This is a genomic window from Mesorhizobium sp. B2-1-1, from assembly GCF_006442975.2.
Lineage (GTDB): Bacteria > Pseudomonadota > Alphaproteobacteria > Rhizobiales > Rhizobiaceae > Mesorhizobium.
In genome coordinates this window covers 3,773,405-3,793,735 of sequence record NZ_CP083954.1, presented here as the reverse complement: position 1 = coordinate 3,793,735, position 20,331 = coordinate 3,773,405, and the positions used below count along the sequence as shown (strand labels likewise).

At 61.9% G+C, this 20,331-nt stretch carries 25 protein-coding genes; 24 read left to right on the top strand and 1 reads right to left on the bottom strand.

What is annotated here, in order from left to right; genetic code table 11:
• Positions 1–8 precede the first annotated feature (8 nt).
• The 23 genes from rplX (at position 9) to FJ972_RS18465 (ending at position 18,473) form a co-directional block, all read left to right on the top strand.
• Complete coding sequence (rplX, locus tag FJ972_RS18575) at positions 9–323, top strand: 50S ribosomal protein L24 (protein WP_006205456.1); 315 nt, start codon at positions 9–11, stop codon at positions 321–323.
• Entirely contained in the window at positions 316–894 is a 579-nt protein-coding gene (gene rplE / locus FJ972_RS18570) for a 50S ribosomal protein L5 (RefSeq protein WP_140501265.1), read from the top strand. The genes rplX and rplE overlap by 8 nt, the downstream gene beginning before the upstream one ends.
• Before the next feature lie 27 nt (positions 895–921).
• Positions 922–1,227 (top strand): 30S ribosomal protein S14, encoded by a 306-nt coding sequence (rpsN, locus tag FJ972_RS18565; RefSeq protein WP_013895695.1) that lies wholly within the window; start codon positions 922–924, stop codon positions 1,225–1,227.
• 12 nt (positions 1,228–1,239) lie between these two features.
• A complete protein-coding gene (rpsH, locus tag FJ972_RS18560) occupies positions 1,240–1,638 on the top strand; it encodes a 30S ribosomal protein S8 (protein ID WP_006205453.1) in 399 nt (132 codons plus the stop codon).
• A gap of 92 nt (positions 1,639–1,730) precedes the next feature.
• Entirely contained in the window at positions 1,731–2,264 is a 534-nt protein-coding gene (gene rplF, locus FJ972_RS18555) for a 50S ribosomal protein L6 (RefSeq protein ID WP_140501269.1), read from the top strand.
• A gap of 139 nt (positions 2,265–2,403) precedes the next feature.
• Complete coding sequence (gene rplR, locus FJ972_RS18550) at positions 2,404–2,763, top strand: 50S ribosomal protein L18 (protein WP_140501271.1); 360 nt, start codon at positions 2,404–2,406, stop codon at positions 2,761–2,763.
• 147 nt (positions 2,764–2,910) lie between these two features.
• Positions 2,911–3,474 (top strand): 30S ribosomal protein S5, encoded by a 564-nt coding sequence (gene rpsE / locus FJ972_RS18545; protein WP_006333394.1) that lies wholly within the window; start codon positions 2,911–2,913, stop codon positions 3,472–3,474.
• Positions 3,475–3,498: 24 nt separating this feature from the next.
• Positions 3,499–3,696 (top strand): 50S ribosomal protein L30, encoded by a 198-nt coding sequence (gene rpmD / locus FJ972_RS18540; protein ID WP_006205449.1) that lies wholly within the window; start codon positions 3,499–3,501, stop codon positions 3,694–3,696.
• Between the two features lie 22 nt (positions 3,697–3,718).
• Complete coding sequence (rplO, locus tag FJ972_RS18535) at positions 3,719–4,192, top strand: 50S ribosomal protein L15 (protein ID WP_140525520.1); 474 nt, start codon at positions 3,719–3,721, stop codon at positions 4,190–4,192.
• Between the two features lie 191 nt (positions 4,193–4,383).
• Positions 4,384–5,724 (top strand): preprotein translocase subunit SecY, encoded by a 1,341-nt coding sequence (gene secY / locus FJ972_RS18530; RefSeq protein WP_140501275.1) that lies wholly within the window; start codon positions 4,384–4,386, stop codon positions 5,722–5,724.
• The gene (locus FJ972_RS18525; protein WP_140501277.1) at positions 5,721–6,329 is read left to right on the top strand and encodes an adenylate kinase; all 609 of its coding nucleotides are present in this window, start codon (positions 5,721–5,723) and stop codon (positions 6,327–6,329) included. Before secY ends, FJ972_RS18525 begins: the two co-directional genes overlap by 4 nt.
• Before the next feature lie 208 nt (positions 6,330–6,537).
• Positions 6,538–6,906 carry a 30S ribosomal protein S13 gene (rpsM, locus tag FJ972_RS18520; protein ID WP_006205445.1) on the top strand — a complete coding sequence of 123 codons (369 nt, stop codon included), beginning with the start codon at positions 6,538–6,540 and terminating at the stop codon, positions 6,904–6,906.
• A gap of 156 nt (positions 6,907–7,062) precedes the next feature.
• A complete protein-coding gene (gene rpsK, locus FJ972_RS18515; protein WP_006205444.1) occupies positions 7,063–7,452 on the top strand; it encodes a 30S ribosomal protein S11 in 390 nt (129 codons plus the stop codon).
• A 101-nt stretch (positions 7,453–7,553) separates the two neighbouring features.
• Complete coding sequence (locus FJ972_RS18510) at positions 7,554–8,564, top strand: DNA-directed RNA polymerase subunit alpha (protein ID WP_023682599.1); 1,011 nt, start codon at positions 7,554–7,556, stop codon at positions 8,562–8,564.
• A 43-nt stretch (positions 8,565–8,607) separates the two neighbouring features.
• A complete protein-coding gene (gene rplQ / locus FJ972_RS18505; protein WP_140501279.1) occupies positions 8,608–9,039 on the top strand; it encodes a 50S ribosomal protein L17 in 432 nt (143 codons plus the stop codon).
• 161 nt (positions 9,040–9,200) lie between these two features.
• The gene (locus tag FJ972_RS18500) at positions 9,201–10,691 is read left to right on the top strand and encodes a DegQ family serine endoprotease (protein WP_140525519.1); all 1,491 of its coding nucleotides are present in this window, start codon (positions 9,201–9,203) and stop codon (positions 10,689–10,691) included.
• Positions 10,692–10,736: 45 nt separating this feature from the next.
• Positions 10,737–12,044 carry a replication-associated recombination protein A gene (locus tag FJ972_RS18495; RefSeq protein WP_140525518.1) on the top strand — a complete coding sequence of 436 codons (1,308 nt, stop codon included), beginning with the start codon at positions 10,737–10,739 and terminating at the stop codon, positions 12,042–12,044.
• Positions 12,045–12,378: 334 nt separating this feature from the next.
• Entirely contained in the window at positions 12,379–13,209 is an 831-nt protein-coding gene (locus FJ972_RS18490) for an aspartyl/asparaginyl beta-hydroxylase domain-containing protein (protein WP_140525517.1), read from the top strand.
• A gap of 67 nt (positions 13,210–13,276) precedes the next feature.
• Positions 13,277–13,651, top strand: a complete 375-nt coding sequence (crcB, locus tag FJ972_RS18485) for a fluoride efflux transporter CrcB (protein ID WP_140515446.1) — start codon at positions 13,277–13,279, stop codon at positions 13,649–13,651.
• Between the two features lie 60 nt (positions 13,652–13,711).
• The gene (locus FJ972_RS18480) at positions 13,712–14,692 is read left to right on the top strand and encodes an RluA family pseudouridine synthase (protein WP_140515445.1); all 981 of its coding nucleotides are present in this window, start codon (positions 13,712–13,714) and stop codon (positions 14,690–14,692) included.
• Positions 14,693–14,694: 2 nt separating this feature from the next.
• On the top strand, positions 14,695–15,618 hold the full coding sequence (locus FJ972_RS18475; RefSeq protein WP_140525516.1) for a DMT family transporter: 924 nt from the start codon (positions 14,695–14,697) through the stop codon (positions 15,616–15,618).
• Position 15,619: 1 nt separating this feature from the next.
• The gene (locus tag FJ972_RS18470) at positions 15,620–16,411 is read left to right on the top strand and encodes an ATP12 family chaperone protein (protein ID WP_140525515.1); all 792 of its coding nucleotides are present in this window, start codon (positions 15,620–15,622) and stop codon (positions 16,409–16,411) included.
• A gap of 172 nt (positions 16,412–16,583) precedes the next feature.
• On the top strand, positions 16,584–18,473 hold the full coding sequence (locus tag FJ972_RS18465; RefSeq protein WP_140525514.1) for an MFS transporter: 1,890 nt from the start codon (positions 16,584–16,586) through the stop codon (positions 18,471–18,473).
• Positions 18,474–18,550: 77 nt separating this feature from the next.
• On the opposite strand, the gene FJ972_RS18460 is transcribed toward FJ972_RS18465, so the two are convergent.
• The gene (locus FJ972_RS18460) at positions 18,551–18,745 is read right to left on the bottom strand and encodes a DUF2735 domain-containing protein (RefSeq protein WP_140501298.1); all 195 of its coding nucleotides are present in this window, start codon (positions 18,743–18,745) and stop codon (positions 18,551–18,553) included.
• Positions 18,746–19,056: 311 nt separating this feature from the next.
• Here FJ972_RS18460 and FJ972_RS18455 point away from each other — a divergent pair, with 311 nt between their 5' ends.
• Positions 19,057–20,097, top strand: a complete 1,041-nt coding sequence (locus tag FJ972_RS18455; protein WP_140501300.1) for a glutamine synthetase beta-grasp domain-containing protein — start codon at positions 19,057–19,059, stop codon at positions 20,095–20,097.
• Positions 20,098–20,331: the final 234 nt, after the last annotated feature.

Sequence of the window (20,331 nt, the reverse complement as noted above, 5' to 3'; positions counted from 1 at the left end):
CCGGACCAATGCAGAAGATTAGAAAAGGCGACAAGGTCGTCGTGCTGGCTGGCAAGGACAAGGGCCGTTCGGGCGAAGTCCTGTCGGTTCAGCCGAAGGACGACACCGCGCTGGTGCGCGGCGTCAACATGATCCGTCGTCACCAGAAGCAGTCCCAGTCCCAAGAGGGCGGGATCATCACCAAGGAAGCGCCGATCCAGCTGTCGAACATCGCGCTGGCCGACCCCAAGGATGGCAAGCCGACCCGCGTCGGCTTCATCTTCCAGAAGGACGGCAAGAAGGTGCGCGTCGCCAAGCGCTCGGGAGAAGTCATCAATGGCTAAGGCTCAAACCAAGCAGGCGACTGCCCAGAACACGCCGCGCCTCAAGCAGGTCTACAACGATACCATCCGCAAGGCCTTGCAGGAGCAGTTCGGTTACGACAACGAGATGCAGGTTCCGCGCATCGACAAGATCGTGCTGAACATGGGCGTTGGCGAAGCGACCGGCGATTCGAAGAAGCCTTCGATCGCGGCCGAGGATCTGGCGATGATCGCCGGCCAGAAGGCCGTCGTCACCCGCGCCCGCAATTCGATCGCGGGCTTCAAGGTCCGCGAGAAGATGCCGATCGGCGCCAAGGTCACGCTGCGCAAGGAACGCATGTACGAGTTCCTTGACCGCCTCGTGAACATCGCGCTGCCGCGCGTCCGCGACTTCCGCGGACTGAATCCGAAGAGCTTCGATGGCCGTGGCAACTACGCCATGGGCATCAAGGAACACATCGTGTTCCCGGAGATCAACTACGACAAGGTTGATCAGATCTGGGGCATGGACGTCATCGTTTGTACGACTGCGAAGACGGACGACGAAGCCAGGGCACTGCTCAAGGCCTTCAACTTCCCCTTCCGCCAGTAACGGCAGCGAGAAAAGGAAAAATCTGAAATGGCAAAGACCAGCTCAGTCGAGAAGAACAACAGGCGCCGCAAGCTTGCCGACCAGTACGGTCCCAAGCGCGCTGCCCTGAAGGCGATCATCATGGACCAGTCCAAGCCGATGGAGGAGCGCTTCCGCGCTCAGCTCAAGCTTGCCGCCATGCCGCGCAACTCGGCCAAGATCCGCATCCGCAACCGCTGCGAAGTCACCGGCCGTCCGCGTGCCTACTATCGCAAGCTCAAAGTATCGCGCATCGCGCTTCGTGATCTCGGCAATAACGGCCAGATCCCGGGCCTGGTCAAGTCGAGCTGGTAAGGAGGACATAACATGTCATTGAGCGATCCTCTCGGCGATATGCTGACCCGCATCCGCAACGCCTATGGCCGCAAGAAGTCGAGCGTGTCGACGCCGGCCTCGCGTCTGCGCACCCGCGTCCTCGACGTGCTGAAGGCTGAAGGCTATATCCGCGACTACAGCCAGACCGATTTCGACAACGGCAAGTCCGAAATCGAGATTGAGCTGAAGTATTTCGACGGAGCGCCGGTGGTGCGCGAAATCGCCCGCGTCTCGAAGCCGGGCCGCCGCGTTTACGTTTCGGCCAAGTCGATCCCGCATGTCGCCAACGGCCTCGGTATCGCCATCCTTTCGACGCCGAAGGGCGTGATGGCCGACCACGAAGCGCGCGAACAGAATGTCGGTGGCGAGATCCTCTGCCAGATCTTCTGATCCGGCAGCGTGATCCCGAAAAAATGGAATCCGGTCTTCGGATCGTTCCGAAGACAGAGACCTGAAACAAGAGAAGTGACGAGGACAACAAAATGTCTCGTATTGGAAAGAAACCCGTTTCGCTGCCGCAGGGCGTGACCGCGACCGTCAACGGCCAGACCGTGACGGCGAAGGGCCCCAAGGGCGAGCTGAAGTTCGTGGTCAACGACGAAGTGCTGGTCAAGATGGAAGGCAGCGAGATAGCTGTCGAGCCGCGCGACCAGTCCAAGACCGCCCGCTCCAAGTGGGGCATGTCGCGCACGCAGATCGTCAACATCCTGCAGGGCGTCAAGGACGGCTTCGAGAAGAAGCTCGAGATCACCGGCGTCGGCTATCGCGCCGCCTTGCAGGGCAAGAACCTGCAGCTGGCGCTCGGCTTCAGCCACGATGTCGTCTACGAGACGCCGCAAGGCATCACCATCACCGTGCCGAAGCCGACCGAAATCACCGTGGCCGGTATCGACAAGCAGCAGGTCGGCCAGGTGGCCGCGGAAATCCGCGAATACCGTGGTCCCGAGCCCTACAAGGGCAAGGGCGTCCGCTATGCAGGCGAGAAGATTGTCCGCAAGGAAGGCAAGAAGAAGTAGTGGGTTTGGCCCCGGGAAGGTGCAGACTTTTCGGAAGGGGCCAAGCCAGGAAGTGTAACGCCGCGGGGAGCGGTCGCGGGAGGCGCTTTCGCCTACCGCACAGGGCGGCCCCCGTTTTCTGAAGGCAAGGAAGACCATCATGGGTACCAAGGAAGCCACTCAGCGCCGCGCGCAGCGCGTCCGCCGCCAGATCAAGAAGGTCGCCGGCGAGCGTCCGCGCCTGTCGGTTCACCGCACGTCGAAGAACATCTACGTCCAGGTCATCGACGACGCCAAGGGCCACACCATCGCTGCCGCCTCGACCCTCGAGAAGGACCTCAAGGGTTCGCTCAAGACCGGTGCAGATACCGCTGCCGCTGCCGCGATTGGCAAGCTGATCGCCGAGCGTGCCGCCAAGGCGGGAGTCAAGGAAGTCGTCTTCGACCGCGGCCCGTACATCTATCACGGCCGCGTCAAGGCGCTGGCCGAGGCGGCTCGTGAAGGCGGCTTGAGCTTCTAAGCCTGATCCGGACCGAAAGTCGGCAGAAAGTTGCAGACTTTTCGAAACGGATCATGCAAGGGAGTGATGATTTTCACCGTCGGCGACCCGCAATGAGGCGTCGGCATTCAGCAACCCGTGCTTCCGGAAAAGAACAAGGAACAGGATATGGCACAGGAACGTAGGGATGGCGGCCGCGGCCGCGATCGTGAAGAACGCGATGACGGCATGGTCGACAAGCTCGTCCACATCAACCGTGTCGCCAAGGTCGTCAAGGGCGGCCGCCGCTTCGGTTTTGCAGCACTCGTCGTCGTCGGCGACCAGAAGGGCCGCGTCGGCTTCGGTCACGGCAAGGCGCGCGAAGTGCCGGAAGCCATCCGCAAGGCAACCGAATCGGCCAAGCGCGACATGATCTTCGTGCCGCTGCGCTCGGGCCGCACGCTGCACCACGACGTCGAGGGACGCTGGGGCGCCGGCCGTGTTCTCCTGCGCGCCGCCAAGCAAGGTACCGGCATCATCGCCGGCGGCCCGATGCGTGCCGTCTTCGAGACGCTCGGCATGCATGACGTGGTCGCCAAGTCGATGGGGTCGTCGAACCCTTACAACATGGTTCGCGCCACTTTCGACGCGCTGAAGAGCCAGATGCATCCCAAGGATGTGGCTGCCGCGCGCGGCATCAAGTATTCGACCCTTCAGGCCCGCCGCGGCACCGCCGTCGCGGCTGAAGAATAGTCGATCTGACCAGGGATTTTGACCATGGCCAAGAAAGCAACCAAGACCATCACCGTTGAGCAGATCGGTTCGCCGATCCGCCGCCCGAAGGAACAGCGCGCGACGCTGGTCGGCCTCGGCCTCAACAAGATGCACAAGCAGCGCACGCTGGAAGATACGCCTTCCGTGCGCGGCATGATCGCTGCCGTCCAGCATCTCGTCCGCGTCGTGGACGAGGGCTGAGCACAGGCGCAGGAGAAGCAAGATGAAACTCAACGATCTGCGTGACAAGGACGGCGCGACGCATTCGAAGAAGCGTCTCGGCCGCGGCATCGGCTCCGGTTCCGGCAAGACTGCCGGTCGCGGCGTCAAGGGCCAGAAGGCGCGCTCCGGCGTCGCCGTCAACGGCTTCGAGGGTGGCCAGATGCCGCTCTATCGGCGCCTGCCGAAGCGTGGCTTCAACAACATCTTCGCCAAGAGCTTCACCGTCGTCTCGCTGGCCCGTATCCAGGCCGCTGTAGACGCCAAGAAGCTCGATGCGAAGGCGACCGTGACGGCCGAGGCGCTGGTCGCCGCCGGCGTCATCCGTCGCGTGAAGGACGGCGTGCGCGTGCTGTCGGACGGCGATATCAAGGCGAAGCTCGCCTTTGACGTCGCCGGGGCCTCCAAGGCCGCGATCGAGAAGATCGAAAAGGCCGGCGGTTCGGTCAAGCTGCCGCAAGAGGCGGCCGCCGAGTAACAGCAATTTGAAGCGCGCTCGGCAAGGCCGGATCCGGTTTTGCTTTCGATCGCGCTTCGACCTGTTCAATATGGCGGCCGCGTCAACGCGGCCGCTTGCATGTTTACAGTCCGGAGCTTATCTCGTGAGCTTCGGTGACACGCGCCGCCTGACCTTAGGGCCATCAAGCGTGACCAAGCGGAGAATCGGGCATGGCTTCGGCTGCTGAACAACTAGCCTCGAATCTGAATTTCTCAGCCTTCGCCAAAGCGGAGGACCTGAAGAAACGAATCTGGTTCACCGTCGGCGCGCTGCTCGTCTACCGTCTCGGCACCTACATCCCGCTTCCCGGCATCAATCCCGATGCCTTCGCGCAGGCCTTCTCTTCGCAGAGCAAGGGCGTGCTGGGCATGTTCAACATGTTCGCCGGCGGCGCCGTGCAACGCATGGCGATCTTCGCGCTCGGCATCATGCCTTACATTTCCGCTTCCATCATCATGCAGCTGATGACCTCGGTCATCCCGTCGCTGGAAGCGCTGAAGAAGGAAGGCGAGCAGGGCCGCAAGGTCATCAACCAGTACACGCGCTACGGCACGGTGCTCCTGGCGCTGGTGCAGGCCTATGGTATTTCGGTCGGGCTTGAAGGCGGCAACGGCATCGTCAGCGATCCCGGCATGTTCTTCCGCATCTCGACCGTCGTCACGCTGGTCGGCGGCACCATGTTCCTGATGTGGCTCGGCGAGCAGATCACCGCGCGCGGCATCGGCAACGGCATTTCGCTGATCATCTTTTCAGGCATCGTCGCCGGCCTGCCGCATGCCATCTCCGGCACGCTGGAGCTCGGCCGCACCGGAGCGCTGTCGACCGGCCTGATCCTGGCGATCATCGTGCTGGCCATCGTCGTCATCGCGCTCATCGTCTTCTTCGAGCGCGCCCAGCGGCGTCTGCTGATCCAGTATCCGAAGCGTCAGGTCGGCAATCGCATGTTCCAGGGCGACACTTCCCACCTGCCGCTCAAGCTCAACACGTCGGGCGTCATCCCGCCGATCTTCGCTTCGTCGCTGCTCTTGCTGCCGGCCACCGTCGCCGGCTTCTCGCAGACCACGAACATGCCGGCCTGGGCCAGCACCATCCTGGCCTCGCTCGGCCATGGCCAGCCGCTCTATATGTTGTTCTACGCGGCGATGATCGTGTTCTTCGCCTTCTTCTACACCGCGATCGTCTTTAACCCGAAGGACACCGCCGACCAGCTCAAGAAGCACTCCGGCTTCATCCCCGGCTACCGTCCGGGCGAGCGCACCGCCGACTATATCGACTACGTTCTTACCCGCATCACTGTCGTCGGTGCCATCTATCTGGTGCTGGTCTGTCTGCTGCCGGAGTTCCTGATCTCGGCGACTGGCGTACCATTCTACCTTGGTGGCACATCGCTTCTGATCGTGGTCAGTGTCACGCTCGACACGGTTGCGCAGATTCAGGGCCACCTGATCGCGCACCAATATGAAGGCCTGATCAAGAAGTCGAAGCTGCGCGGGGGGAAGAAAGCCAGATGAGGTTGATTTTGCTTGGGCCGCCAGGAGCGGGCAAGGGGACACAAGCACAAAGACTGGTAGAGAGACACGGCATCCCCCAGCTTTCCACGGGCGACATGCTGCGCGCCGCGGTCCAGGCCGGTACCGAAGTCGGCAAGCGCGCCAAGGCGGTCATGGATGCCGGCGAGCTGGTCTCGGATGCCATCGTCAACGCCATCGTGGCCGAGCGCATTGACCAGCCCGATTGCGCCAATGGTTTCATCCTCGACGGCTACCCGCGTACGCTGGTGCAGGCTGATGCGGTTGAATCGATGCTTGACGAACGTGGCATTGCGCTCGACACCGTCATCGAGCTTGTCGTCGACGACAAGGCGCTGGTCGGCCGTATCGTCAAGCGAGCCGATGAGGCCAAGGCAGCCGGTCAGCCGGTGCGCAAGGACGACAATCCGGCGGTGTTCGAGGAGCGCCTGCGGGAATATTACAAGAAGACCGCTCCGCTGATCGGCTATTATTATGCCAAGCGCCGGCTGAAGAGCGTGGACGGCATGGCTGGTATCGATGCCGTGACGTCGGAGATCGAAGCCGTGCTCGCGGCGACGGTGAAAGAGGCCGCCTCGGCCAAATAGCGATTGTGCTTGACTGAAGCGGTCCGCTGGGGTATGGCGGCCCGTCTTCCTGTCAGGCATGGAGTTTGCTTGCCCGCAAGGGCGGGGCAGCCGTTTTTGACCAGGAAACTCCCGCAAGGGCCGGCCTCCACCGGACGCGGGGCAACGCAGACAGCGCCGGGCCTACCTTGTTTTGAAGGTGGCCGGCCCATATGGAGATGAGAAGAACATGGCTCGTATAGCCGGCGTCAACATTCCGACCAACAAGCGCGTTGTCATCGCGCTTCAGTACATTCACGGCATCGGCAAGAAGTTCGCCCAGGAAATCGTCGACAAGGTCGGCATCCCGGCCGAGCGCCGCGTCAACCAGCTGACCGACGCGGAAGTGCTGCAGATCCGCGAGACGATCGACCGCGACTATCAGGTCGAGGGCGACCTGCGCCGCGAAGTGTCGATGAACATCAAGCGGCTCATGGACCTCGGCTGCTACCGCGGCCTGCGTCACCGTCGCTCGCTGCCGGTTCGCGGCCAGCGCACGCACACCAATGCACGCACCCGCAAGGGCCCGGCCAAGTCGATCGCCGGCAAGAAGAAGTAATTTAGGGCAGTAAGGGAGTAGGGGAGTAAGGCAGTAGGGAATGCCCGGCAATCGGGTCGCACTTTCCCTACTCCCTTACTGCCCTATTCCCCACTCCCTTACCAAGGTGGAGCCGCTGGCATTACGGCGGTGTAGAGATCAACTGAAAGGAATACCATGGCCAAGGAAGCCGCTCGTGTTCGCCGTCGCGAACGCAAGAACATCTCGTCGGGCGTTGCCCACGTCAATTCGACCTTCAACAACACCATGATCACCATTACCGACGCGCAGGGCAATTCGATCGCCTGGTCGTCGGCCGGAGCCCAGGGCTTCAAGGGTTCGCGCAAGTCGACCCCCTTCGCCGCCCAGATGGCTGCCGAGGATGTTGCCAAGAAGGCCCAGGAACACGGCATGCGCATGCTCGAGGTCGAGGTCTGCGGACCCGGCTCCGGCCGTGAATCGGCGCTGCGCGCCCTGCAGGCGGCTGGCTTCACCATCACCTCGATCCGTGATGTGACCCCGATCCCGCACAATGGCTGCCGTCCGCGCAAGAAGCGTCGCGTCTAAGGAATTACCGAACGCCGCGTGAACGCCAGAAGCGTTCCTCCGCGGTTTTCCAGGTCGCCCGCCACGATTGGATGGTGGCGGGTCAACGGAAGGAAAGCATCATGATCCAGAAAAATTGGCAGGAACTGATCAAGCCGAACAAGATCGAGTTCTCGTCGAAGAAGAAGACGCTGACCACGCTGGTGGCCGAGCCGCTCGAACGCGGCTTCGGCCTCACGCTCGGCAACGCGTTGCGTCGCGTGCTTCTGTCCTCGCTGCGCGGCGCGGCAGTCACCGCCGTACAGATCGACGGCGTCCTGCATGAATTCTCGTCCATCGCCGGCGTGCGCGAGGACGTGACCGACATCGTCCTCAACATCAAGGAAATCGCCATCCGCATGGAAGGCGACGGCCCCAAGCGCATGGTTGTGCGCAAGCAGGGCCCGGGTGCGGTTCTCGCCGGCGACATCCAGACGGTGGGCGACGTCGAGATCCTCAATCCGGATCACGTCATCTGCACGCTGGACGAGGGCGCTGAAATCCGTATGGAATTCACTGTCGATACCGGCAAGGGTTACGTGCCGGCCGACCGCAACCGCGCCGAGGATGCACCGATCGGCCTGATCCCGGTCGACAGCCTCTATTCGCCGGTCAAGAAGGTCTCCTACAAGGTCGAGAACACCCGTGAGGGCCAGGTTCTCGACTACGACAAGCTGACCATGACCATCGAGACCGACGGTTCGATCTCGGGCGAGGACGCGGTGGCTTTCGCCGCCCGCATCCTGCAGGACCAGCTTGGCCTGTTCGTCAATTTCGACGAGCCGCAGAAGGAAGTCGCCACCGAAGCCGTCACCGAGCTTGCCTTCAACCCGGCGCTGCTCAAGAAGGTCGACGAACTCGAGCTTTCGGTGCGTTCGGCCAACTGCCTGAAGAACGACAACATCGTCTATATCGGCGATCTCATCCAGAAGACCGAAGCCGAGATGCTGCGTACCCCGAACTTCGGCCGCAAGTCGCTGAACGAGATCAAGGAAGTCCTCGCGGCGATGGGCCTGCACCTCGGTATGGAAGTGCCGGACTGGCCGCCGGAAAACATCGAAGACCTCGCCAAGCGTTACGAAGATCAATATTGAGGCTCCGAGGAGCTTCTCGAACCCGGAATGAAGGAGAAGAGCCATGCGCCATGGATTTAAAGGCCGCCGGTTCGCCCGCAGCATAAGCCATCGCAAGTCGATGTTTGCCAACCTTGCCGTGTCGCTGCTCGAACACGAGCAGATCGTCACCACCTTGCCCAAGGCGAAGGACCTGCGTCCGATCGTCGAGAAGCTGGTGACGCTCGGCAAGCGCGGCGACCTGCACGCCCGCCGCCAGGTGATCGCGCAGATCGGCAATGAAGGCGTCGTCAAGCGCCTATTCGACACCATCGCGCCGCGCTACGCCACCCGCAACGGCGGCTATCTGCGCATCATGAAGGCGGGCTTCCGCCACGGTGACAATGCCGCGATGGCGGTCATCGAATTCGTAGACCGCGACACGGAGGCCAAGGGCGCCGGCGACCGCGCCCGCCTCGAAGCCGAAGGCACCGATGCGGAAGCCGCAGCCGCTTAAGGCTTCGCTTTTCAAATGATTTAAGGGGCCTGCGGGCCCCTTTTTCATATTCTGGCCGCCTCGGCTGCTCCTGCGTCAAAATAATTCGATTTAATCGCCTTAGCCTTTCATTTTGCACATTCGTCGGGACAATGCGCCCCAACTCGCACGGAGGATTCGCAATGCGCGCTAAAAGACTGTCCCTGGTTCTGCTCTGCGCCTTTATGGCGTTCGCAACCACGCCGACAGTCCGGCAGGCATTGGCCGAGGATGCCCCCAAAGCCGATCCGGGCCTCTCCGACGTGCTCACCGACCTGCTGCACGGCGTCGAGGGCGAAAACGCCACCTCGGGCCCCGACAAGCGCGTGCCGTTCGGCCGTGAGGAGGTGCAGTTGTCGTTCGCGCCATTGGTCAAGCAGACGGCGCCGGCCGTGGTCAATGTCTATGCCTCGCAAACGGCCAAGGTCGTTTCGCCCTTCGAAGGCGATCCGTTCTTCGAAGAATTCTTCGGTCGCGCGCAGCCGCGCGCGCAGTCCTCCCTGGGCTCGGGCGTGCTTGTCGATCCGAGCGGCGTCATCGTCACCAATTTCCACGTCATCAAGAATGCCGACGAGGTGAAGGTCGCGACCGCCGACGGGCGCGAATTCACCAGCAAGGTGATGCTCAAGGACGAGACGCTCGATCTTGCCGTGCTCAAGATCGAATCCGACAAGCCATTCCCGGTCATCGCCATCGGCGATTCCGATGCGCTCGAAGTCGGTGACCTGGTGCTGGCCATCGGCAATCCTTTCGGTGTCGGGCAGACCACCACGAGCGGCATCGTTTCCGCACTTGCCCGCAGCCATATAGGCGTTTCGGATTCGGGTTATTTCATCCAGACGGACGCTGCCATCAATCCCGGCAATTCCGGCGGCGCGCTGATCAACATGGGCGGCCAGCTGGTCGGCATCAACACCGCCATCTTCAGCCGCAGCGGCGGCTCGATCGGCATCGGCTTTGCCATTCCTGCCAATATGGTGCGCGCTTTCGCCGATGCCGCCAAGGCCGGTCTCGATTTCTTCGAGCGGCCTTACATCGGGGCCGAGTTCGAAGCGGTGACGCCGCAGATCGCTGAATCGCTCGGCATGGAAAAGCCTGCCGGCGCGCTGGTCTCGTCCGTTGACGCGTCCGGACCGGCCGGCAAGGCCGGATTGAAGCCTGGCGATGTCGTCCTGCAGATCAACGGCAAGCCGGTCGAGAGCATCGAGGCACTGGACTATCGCATGGCGACGCTGTCGATCGGTACAAAGGCCAATTTCGCGGTGCTGACCAAAGGCCAGCAGGCGGCGATGGACATCGCCCTGGAACGCGCGCCCGAGGGTGCAAAACCCTCGGAGGTGACGCTGCATGGCCGCAGCCCCTTCTCGGGCGCCAAGGTTGCGGAATTATCGCCGCGGCTGGCTCAGAAGCTCGGCCTGCGCACCGACATCAAGGGCGTCACCGTGGTCGACATCAATCGCGATTCGCCGGCCGCCGATTTCGGCTTCCAGCCGGGCGACATCGTGCGCGAGGTCAACGGCACGACAATCGATACGGCGGCGACGCTGGCGCAGGCTTCCCAGCAGGATACGCGCTGGTGGCGCTTTACCGTCGAGCGCGGCGGGCAGATACTGCGCCAGGTGTTGCGTTACTGAGCTCGATCGCTGAAGAGATCGCGCTCCAAACCCAAAAAGAAGTGCATGGCCGATCTGTTCAGTGTCGATGAACCGGAAAAGGCGCCGCCAGGCCGGCCGCTGGCAGACAGGCTGCGCCCGAAAAACCTTGGCGAGGTCGTCGGCCAGGAGCATCTGACCGGCCCCGATGGCGCACTGACCCGGCTGATTAATTCCGGTTCGCTCGGCTCCATGATTTTCTGGGGGCCGCCCGGCACCGGCAAGACCACGGTGGCGCGCCTGCTTGCCGGTGAAACCAGCCTTGCCTTCGAGCAGATTTCGGCGGTTTTCTCCGGCGTAGCCGAGCTGAAGAAAGTGTTCGAGGCGGCCAAGCTGCGCCGCGCCAATGGCCGCCAGACCCTGCTGTTCGTCGACGAGATCCACCGCTTCAACCGCGCCCAGCAGGACGGCTTCCTTCCAGTCATGGAAGACGGCACCGTCGTGCTCGTCGGCGCTACCACCGAAAATCCGTCCTTCGAGCTCAATGCAGCTCTGCTGTCGCGTGCGCGCGTGCTGGTTTTCCATTCGCTTGGCGAGGAAAGCATCGCAAAGCTTCTGGCCAGGGCCGAAGAGACGGAGGGCAGGGCGCTGCCGCTCGATGATGAGGCGCGAGCGATGCTCATCCGCATGAGCGACGGCGATGGCCGGGCCTCGCTGACGCTGGCGGAAGAAGTTTGGCGCGCCGCCAAACCAGGCGAAGTGTTCGGTCCCGAAGGCTTGCAGCGCATCATCCAGCGTCGGGCGCCGATCTACGACAAGGGCCAGGACGGTCATTACAATTTGATCTCGGCGCTGCACAAATCCGTGCGCGGCTCCGATCCCGATGCCGCGCTCTACTACCTCGCGCGCATGTTCGACGCTGGCGAGGATCCGCTCTATCTCGGCCGGCGGCTGGTGCGCATGGCGATGGAGGACATCGGGCTGGCCGATCCCCAGGCATTGGTTGTCGCCAACGCGGCCAAGGACGCCTACGATTATCTGGGTTCGCCCGAGGGCGAACTCGCCTTCGCCGAGGCCACCGTCTATCTCGCCACGGCGCCCAAATCCAACGCGGTCTACACCGCCTTCAAAGCCGCCACGCGTGCCGCCAAGGAGCACGGCTCGCTGCTGCCGCCCAAGCACATCCTCAACGCGCCGACAAAGTTGATGAAGGACGAAGATTACGGTGCCGGCTACCGCTATGATCATGACGAACCGGACGCGTTTTCCGGCCAGGACTATTTTCCGGAAAAGATGGGCCGCCAGACCTTCTACGACCCACCCGAACGCGGTTTCGAGCGCGATATCAGGAAACGGCTCGACTACTGGGCAAAGCTGCGCAAAGAGCGGGAATAGCAGGCTTGCGACGGCCGGTGGCGGTTGCGGTCCGAAACGAGGCTTCACCTGGGGTATTTCCACGTCGGTTCTTCTGCACGCGCTGCTCGCGGCCACGATTATATCGATGCCAATGCCGCAGCTTCCGAGCCGGCCGGAGGAAGAGCAGGTAACGGTCGACATCCTGACCCCGCGACAGTTCGAGGTCTCGGCAAGGCAGTCAGCCGGGCCACGATGCCGTGGCCGTTGTGCGGCAACCCAAAAGACCTTATCAAGGCGCACGGCCGGGCGGTGGTCGTTGTCGTGAATTTGGCACTATTCATTCGCAACAGGATCGCGCTCGGCGCGTGGAAAAATGACAAAAACCCTTCGCAAGACCCTTCGCAAATTCGCCATTGCCATCCCGCTCCTTGCCCTTGGCTTCTATTTCATTCCGATCCTCACGACGATTTTCGTGGTTTGCGGCCTGATCGACGTGCTGCGCAACGACCGCAAGAATCTGTCCCTGTTCAGCGGCTATTTCCTGGGCAATGGCCTCTTCACCTGGCTGCTTTCGCCATTCAACCTGCTGGTCGACCTCCTGTGCTACAGAAATCCGGGCGTGTGGAAGCTGGAGCAGTTCCCGCAGGATTATCAGCGCGAAGTCAACGAGGTCTTGGATGTCTTCAAGGCGCGCAAGGCCGAAATCATCGCCGACATCGACGCCAATTTCGGCGCCGGCCGGCGCGGCATGTATGTCTACCAATGGTATGGCAAGCACAGGATAGACAACGTCGCCGAGTTCAACAAGGATTTCAAATACATCAAGACGATTGCCGTCTCGGTCTTCAGCAAACGCGAATCGACCTCCTGGCACTTCGGACCGCTGCGGCTCAGCCTCCGCATCCTCTACAACCTCATTCCGGTGAAGTCAGAGATCTTCGTCGAATGCGGCAACGTCAAGAACTATTGGTACGACAATCCGCTGTTCATTTTCGACGACACGCTGCTGCATCGCTCGGTCAACGAGTATGACGGTCGTCGCTACTGCGTATTCATGGACATTATCAGGCCGTCCCCGGTCCCCAGGCTTATCGCCGGCCTTCTCGCCATCGTCTCGGTGAGTGTCGAGAGGATCAATTCGATGTTCTACAAGAACTGGAAGATGATCGGCTCGACCAAGCCGAAAAAAGCAGAAACTACCTGAGCTGGCAAGTTTTCGAACGTAGCCGGCGCGCCGGATAGGTATGAATAGTCGGGGACAGTATACGGCGATGTTCAATCTGCTTCTCGTGGCCGCCGGCGGCGGCATTGGCGCCGGCGTTCGCCATCTGACCAATATGGGCTCGCTGCGCCTTGTCGGTCCCAACTATCCCTGGGGCACGATGGCGATCAACATCGTCGGTTCGTTCGCGATGGGCCTGTTCATCGCCGCCCTGGCGCGCCGCGGCGGGTCTAACGAACTCAGGCTGTTTGTTGCCACCGGCATCTTAGGCGGCTTCACGACGTTTTCCGCCTTTTCGCTCGATTTCGCGACCTTGTGGGAGCGGGGAGCCACCTTGCCGGCGTTTGGATATGCGCTGGCCAGCGTGATTGGCGCCATCATTGCCCTGTTTTTGGGTCTTTGGCTCGCAAGAAGCCTGCCTTAATGCTATTGCCGCGCCGAGAGCAGGCTTGGGCCTGCCAGGAACCGGGTAAGCGAAAACAATATGGCAGGCGTTGAACAGATCACGGTGGAGGCCGGCGAGGCGGGCATGCGGCTCGACCGCTGGTTCAAGACCCATTTCCCGGGCCTTGGCTTTGGTCATCTGCAGAAGCTGCTTCGGTCCGGGCAGATCCGCGTCGACGGCGGCCGCGTCAAGGCCGACACCCGTGTCGAGCCTGGCCAGACGGTGCGCATTCCACCGCTGGAAGTGGACAAGAAGGGCGACAGCCCGCTGACCGGCCATTCGATCCGCAACCAGGGCGATGCCGAAGTCCTGGCAAAGATGCTGATCCATGAGGATCCGAAGGTTTTCGTCTTCAACAAGCCGGCTGGCCTTGCCGTGCAGGGCGGCTCGGGCGTCACCCGTAACGTCGACGACATGTTGGAAGCCTGGCGCAACCAGAAGGGCGAGAAGCCGCGGCTGGTGCACCGGCTCGATCGCGACACGTCTGGCGTGCTGGTCGTCGCCCGCACCCGGCTGGCGGCGATGAAGCTCTCCGAGGCGTTTCGCGCCCGCGAGACCAAGAAGACCTACTGGGCTTTGGTCAAGGGCGTGCCGCCCAAGCGCGAGGATAAGATATCGACCTGGCTGATCAAGGAAGCCACGCCGGATGGCGATCGGGTGCGCATTGCCAAGCACGGCGAAAAGGGCGCCGACCATGCCGTATCCTACTATCGCATCATCGAGCAGGCGGCGCAGGCGCTGACCTGGCTGGAGATGGAGCCCTATACCGGCCGCACCCATCAATTGCGCGTTCATGCCGCCCATATCGGTTGTCCCATCATCGGCGATCCCAAATATTTCGAGGCCGACACCAACTGGGATTTTCCGGGTGGGATGCAGAATCGCCTGCATCTGCACGCGCGCCGCATCGTCATCCCGCATCCGGACCAGGGTTTCATCGACGTCACCGCGCCTATGCCGCCGCATATGCGCCAGAGCTGGAACCTGATCGGCTTCGACGACGCCAGTGCGGAGGATTGACCATGAGCGGCGCTGCCGATGCGCTCGACCGTCGCGATGCGGTCGACATGGCGGCCGCCGCCATAATGGTCGGCCTGACGTTCTCCTGGGGCCTGAATTATGTCGCCGCCAAGATCTCCTATGCCGGCTATGATCCGGTTTTCCTGTCGATCGCGCGCTCGGTTATCGGCGGGCTCTGCGTCTTCCTCTGGTGCCGCTGGCGCGGCATTTCGCTTTTCAAGAGGGACGGGACATTGCTCGCGGGCATTGCAGTCGGCGTGCTCTTCGGCATCGAGTTCCTCTGCCTTTATGTCGGGCTGGAGCACACCACGGTCGCCCGCAACACGCTGCTGGTCAACACCATGCCGTTCTGGATGCTGCTGGGAGGGCATTTCCTGCTCGGCGAGCCGATCAGCCTGCGCAAATCCCTTGGCCTTCTGCTTGCCTTTGCCGGCCTCGCCGCGGTCTTTTCCGACAAGCTCGGCGGCAGCGGGGACATGCTGTTCGGCGATCTGCTGAGCCTTGGCTCCGGATTCGTCTGGGCCTTGACCAATATTCTCATCAAGCGCTCGAAGCTGGTCGAGACGAGCGCCGAAAAGCTGCTGCTCTATCAACTCTCCGGCGCTGCGATCGTCGGCGTCCTGGTGTTGCCTCTGGCCGGCCCCTCCGTGCGCGATCCCACGCTGTTGCCGACTTTGGCCCTGCTTTTCCAGGCGCTCTATGTCGTCGCCTTCACCTATGTGTTGTGGTTCTGGCTGCTGCGGCGCTATCCCGCCTCCAGCCTGTCGAGTTTCACGTTCCTGTCGCCGGTCTTCGGCGTGCTGTGCGGCGCCCTGTTCTTGAACGAGCCGCTGACCATACGCATTTTTCTGGCACTTGGTCTCATTGCCGCCGGTCTGGTCATCGTCAACAGGCCGCCGCGCCAGCAGACGGCCGAAGGAGGCTGACATGCGCGATATCCTCAGCGATCTCGAGGCGGGGAAACTGCTCTCCGACCCCGATCCGGTGCGCCGCGCCCAGATCCAGATGAAGAAGCCGCTGCCGAAGCGTTTTTACAAGATCGTTTCGGTCGCGCCGGCCGATGATGGCTTTGCCGTCCATCTCGACGGCAAACCGGTGCGCACGCCGGGCAAGGCGCTGCTGACGCTGCCGACCGAGAAGGCGGCATCGCTGGTCGCCGATGAATTCGCCGCCCAGGGCGAGACCATCGATCCGGTGTCGATGCCGGTGATGCGTCTCGTCAACACCGCGCTCGACGGCGTCGCCAGCGATCCGCAGGCGGTGCTGGAGGACATACTGCGCTTTGCCTCGTCGGATCTGCTCTGTTATCGCGCCGACGCACCACAAGGCTTGGTCGAGCGGCAGAACGAGCTGTGGGATCCTGTCCTCGACTGGGCGCAGGCAGCACTCGGCGCTCGCTTCAACCTTGCCGAGGGCATCATTCACGTCGATCAACCGCGCGAAACCATTGCTGTGCTGGGTGCGCATCTTGCCCAGCGCGCCGAGCCGCTGCGCCTGGCAGCGATCCACGTCATGACCTCGCTGACCGGTTCGGCGCTGCTGGCGTTGGCCGTGGATTTCGGCGAACTCGGCGGTGAGGCGGCCTGGACTGCCGGCCATGTCGACGAGGATTGGCAGATCGAGCATTGGGGACAGGATGCGGAGGCTGTCGCGCGCCGCTCCGCCCGTAAGCGCGACATGATGGCTGCCGTCGGTCTTATCGAGGCGCTCGAAGGCTGACCGGCCACCGCACCGCACCTAATACCAAAGTCATAATCCCAAAGTCATCTGCCGTTGGCAGGCGCTTTCTGTCATTTTTCCCGTGATTGCTGCCGCGAGTCTGCGTTCGGAGAGAAATGCGAACGCAGGGGCGCTGCATCGAGCACAAGGGTCTCACGGGAGGAGCATCTCAATGGCTATCGCATCGACCGCCAGCGGAAAGAGCCGCGGCATGACGCGAGAAGAGAAGAAAGTCATCTTCGCTTCTTCGCTCGGCACCGTTTTCGAATGGTACGATTTTTATCTCTACGGATCGCTCGCGGCCTTTATTGGTTCGACCTTTTTCAGCCCGACCATTCCGGAAGCGACGCGCAATATTTTCGCGCTGCTGGCTTTCGCCGCCGGCTTCCTCGTCCGTCCGTTCGGCGCTTTGCTGTTCGGCCGCATCGGCGACCTTGTCGGCCGTAAATATACCTTCCTCGTCACCATGACGATCATGGGCCTGTCGACCTTCCTGGTGGGCTTGCTGCCTGGTTATGCGAGCCTCGGCATCGCGGCTCCGGTGATCCTGATCATCCTGCGCATGCTCCAGGGCTTGGCACTGGGCGGCGAATATGGCGGCGCGGCCACCTATGTCGCCGAGCATGCGCCGGACGACCGGCGCGGCTACTATACGTCGTGGATCCAGACGACCGCCACACTCGGCCTGTTCCTGTCGCTGATCGTCATCCTGATCGTCCAGGGCTCGATGAGCAAGGAAACCTATGCCGCCTGGGGCTGGCGCGTTCCTTTCATCGTATCGTTCCTGTTGCTCGGCATTTCCATCTGGATCCGGCTGTCGCTTTCCGAATCCCCCACCTTCCAGCGCATGAAGGAAGAGGGCAAGGGTTCCAAGGCACCGCTCTCGGAAGCCTTCGGCCAGTGGAAGAACGCCAAGATCGCGCTGCTGGCACTGCTCGGCCTTACGGCTGGCCAGGCCGTGGTCTGGTATAACGGCCAGTTCTACGCCCTGTTCTTCCTCCAGAACGTGTTGAAGCTGGACGCACAGTCGGTCAACATCATGATCGCCATCGCGCTTGCGCTGGGCTCCATCTTCTTCGTCGTGTTCGGCTGGCTCTCCGACAAGATCGGCCGCAAACCGATCATCATGGCCGGGCTCGCACTGGCGATCGTCTGCACCTTCCCGCTGTTCAAGGCATTGACGTGGGCCGCCAATCCGGCCCTTGCCGAGGCACAGCAGAGCACCCGCGCGACGGTGACCGCGGCACCCGGCGACTGCAGGTTCCAGTTCAATCCGGTGGGCACCGCCAAGTTCACGACGTCTTGCGACATCGCGACCTCGTTCCTGACCAAGAACTCGGTGCCCTATGACGTCGTTTCCACGGCGGCACCCGGTACGGCTGCTTCGGTCAAGATCGGCAATGAAACGGTGGCATCCTACGATGCTGTCGCCGCGGGCGACCAGGCCAAGGCCAAGGAGGCCGCCTTCGTCAAGGCCGTCAACATGTCGCTGCAGGACGGCGGATATCCGCTGAAGCGTGCTGCGATCAAGATACCGGACCAGAAGCTCGACGCGTTTGTCGCTGCCAATCCCGAACTGAAGCTCGACGCCGCCGCCATCCGCGCCGGCGAGAAGGCGACGGTTCCTACCGATCAGGCTATCAAGGACAAGCTTTTGACCGCCGACGAGGCTGCCGGTGCGCCTGAGGTCACCGTCTACAACATACCCGGCGGCGGTGCCTTCGCCATGTTCGCCGACCCTGCGGCCGTGAACTGGCCTATGACGATCGCCATCCTGTTCGTCCTCGTCCTGTTCGTGACCATGGTCTACGGTCCGATCGCGGCCATCCTGGTCGAGATGTTCCCGACCCGCATCCGCTACACCGGCATGTCGCTGCCCTACCATATCGGCAATGGCTGGTTCGGCGGGTTGCTGCCGGCGACGGTGTTCGCGCTCAGTGCCTACAGGGGCGACATCTATTATGGCCTCTGGTATCCCGTGATAATCGCGGCGATGTCGCTCGTCATCGGCATGATCTTCGTCAAGGATACGCTGGGCACGAACCTGGAGACCAAGCAGTAACGGGTCGGATCCACATGCATGAGAAAACCCGGCGCGAGCGATCGCGCCGGGTTTTCATATCGAGGCTGAAGATGCGTTCAGCTCTTCGGCTGCTGGTTTTCTTCCTCGACAGCGGCCTCGTGATACCAGCCATCGAAATCGGCATGCGTGTTACGCAGCGAGGCAAGCTCTGCCGCGAACTTGGCCTTCGCGCCTAAATTTGAGGCAGATACGCGGCCTGCAAGCGGGAACATCAGGATCTTTGCCGACGGACGGGCGAGGGTGACTTCCATTGGCGGTCTCCTTTCTTCTCCGAGGGTCAGTTGATTCAGCTTTTCCTCAAAATAGGTTCTGCGATTCATTTAGGCAATATGCTTATGAAAAGATCAGTTATTGCCTATTATTTGCGCAATCTCTGCGTCTGATCGATCCCGGCGCATTGCTGGGGCGGTGCAGCGAATTCACGGGAATCTTACGACCATTTTGTCGCACCGGTCGATGCCAGAGTGGCATATGAATTGCTTTTTACCAGTCGGCAGGTCGGCTTGCTCCGGCCATGCGTCGACACCGCGTGCGGTGGTCAAGCACAACGAGAGGCTCTAGAATGACCAAATACAAGCTCGAGTATATCTGGCTCGACGGATACACCCCGGCCCCCAATCTTCGCGGCAAGACCCAGATCAAGGATTATGCCGAGTTCCCGAAGCTCGACCAGCTGCCGCTGTGGGGCTTCGACGGCTCGTCCACCATGCAGGCCGAGGGCCGAAGCTCCGATTGCGTGTTGAAGCCGGTCGCGCTTTATCCCGATCCGGCCCGCACCAACGGCGTTCTCGTCATGTGCGAAGTCATGATGCCCGATGGCGTCACGCCGCACGTGTCCAACAGCCGCGCGACCATTCTCGACGACGAGGATGCCTGGTTCGGTTTCGAGCAGGAGTACTTCTTCTACAAGGATGGCCGTCCGCTCGGTTTCCCCGAGAGCGGTTATCCCGCCCCGCAGGGCCCGTACTACACCGGCGTCGGCTATTCGAACGTCGGCAGCATCGCGCGCCAGATCGTCGAAGAGCATCTCGACCTCTGCCTTGCCGCGGGTATCAACCATGAAGGCATCAACGCCGAAGTGGCCAAAGGCCAGTGGGAATTCCAGATTTTCGGCAAGGGCTCCAAGAAGGCCGCCGATCAGATGTGGATGGCCCGCTACCTGCTCCAGCGCCTCACCGAAAAGTACGGCATAGATATCGAGTTCCACTGCAAGCCGCTCGGCGACACCGATTGGAACGGCTCGGGCATGCATTGCAACTTCTCGACCAAATATATGCGCGAAGTCGGCGGCAAGGGTTATTTCGAGGCCCTGATGGCGCAGTTCGAAAAGAACCTGATGGACCATATCGCCGTGTACGGCCCGGACAACGACAAGCGTCTGACCGGCAAGCACGAGACGGCGCCCTGGAACAAGTTCAGCTATGGTATCGCCGACCGCGGCGCCTCGATCCGCGTGCCGCATTCGTTCGTCAAGAATGACTACAAGGGTTATCTGGAAGACCGCCGCCCGAACTCGCAGGGCGACCCCTACCAGATCGCTTCCCAGGTCCTGAAGACGATCTCGCAGGTTTCGACCGGCGCATCGGTTTCGGCCGCTGCTTGATATTTCACGTCGGGCCTCAAGATCCCGACAACCATGACGCGAGCCCCGGCGGGAGTTGCCGGGGCTTTTTCGTGTGACGATGGCGGGCACTATCGCATGCCGCTGTTTCCGTTCTCCGCTCCTCGTCTTCCTGGCTCCTGGCTTGGCAAAGCAAATTCCCCCAAAAAAAGTCAGGTTAAAAAGGGCGGCTCAAACCCATCCCGACAAGGCGGCTTTGGGCTGACGAAAGCATAC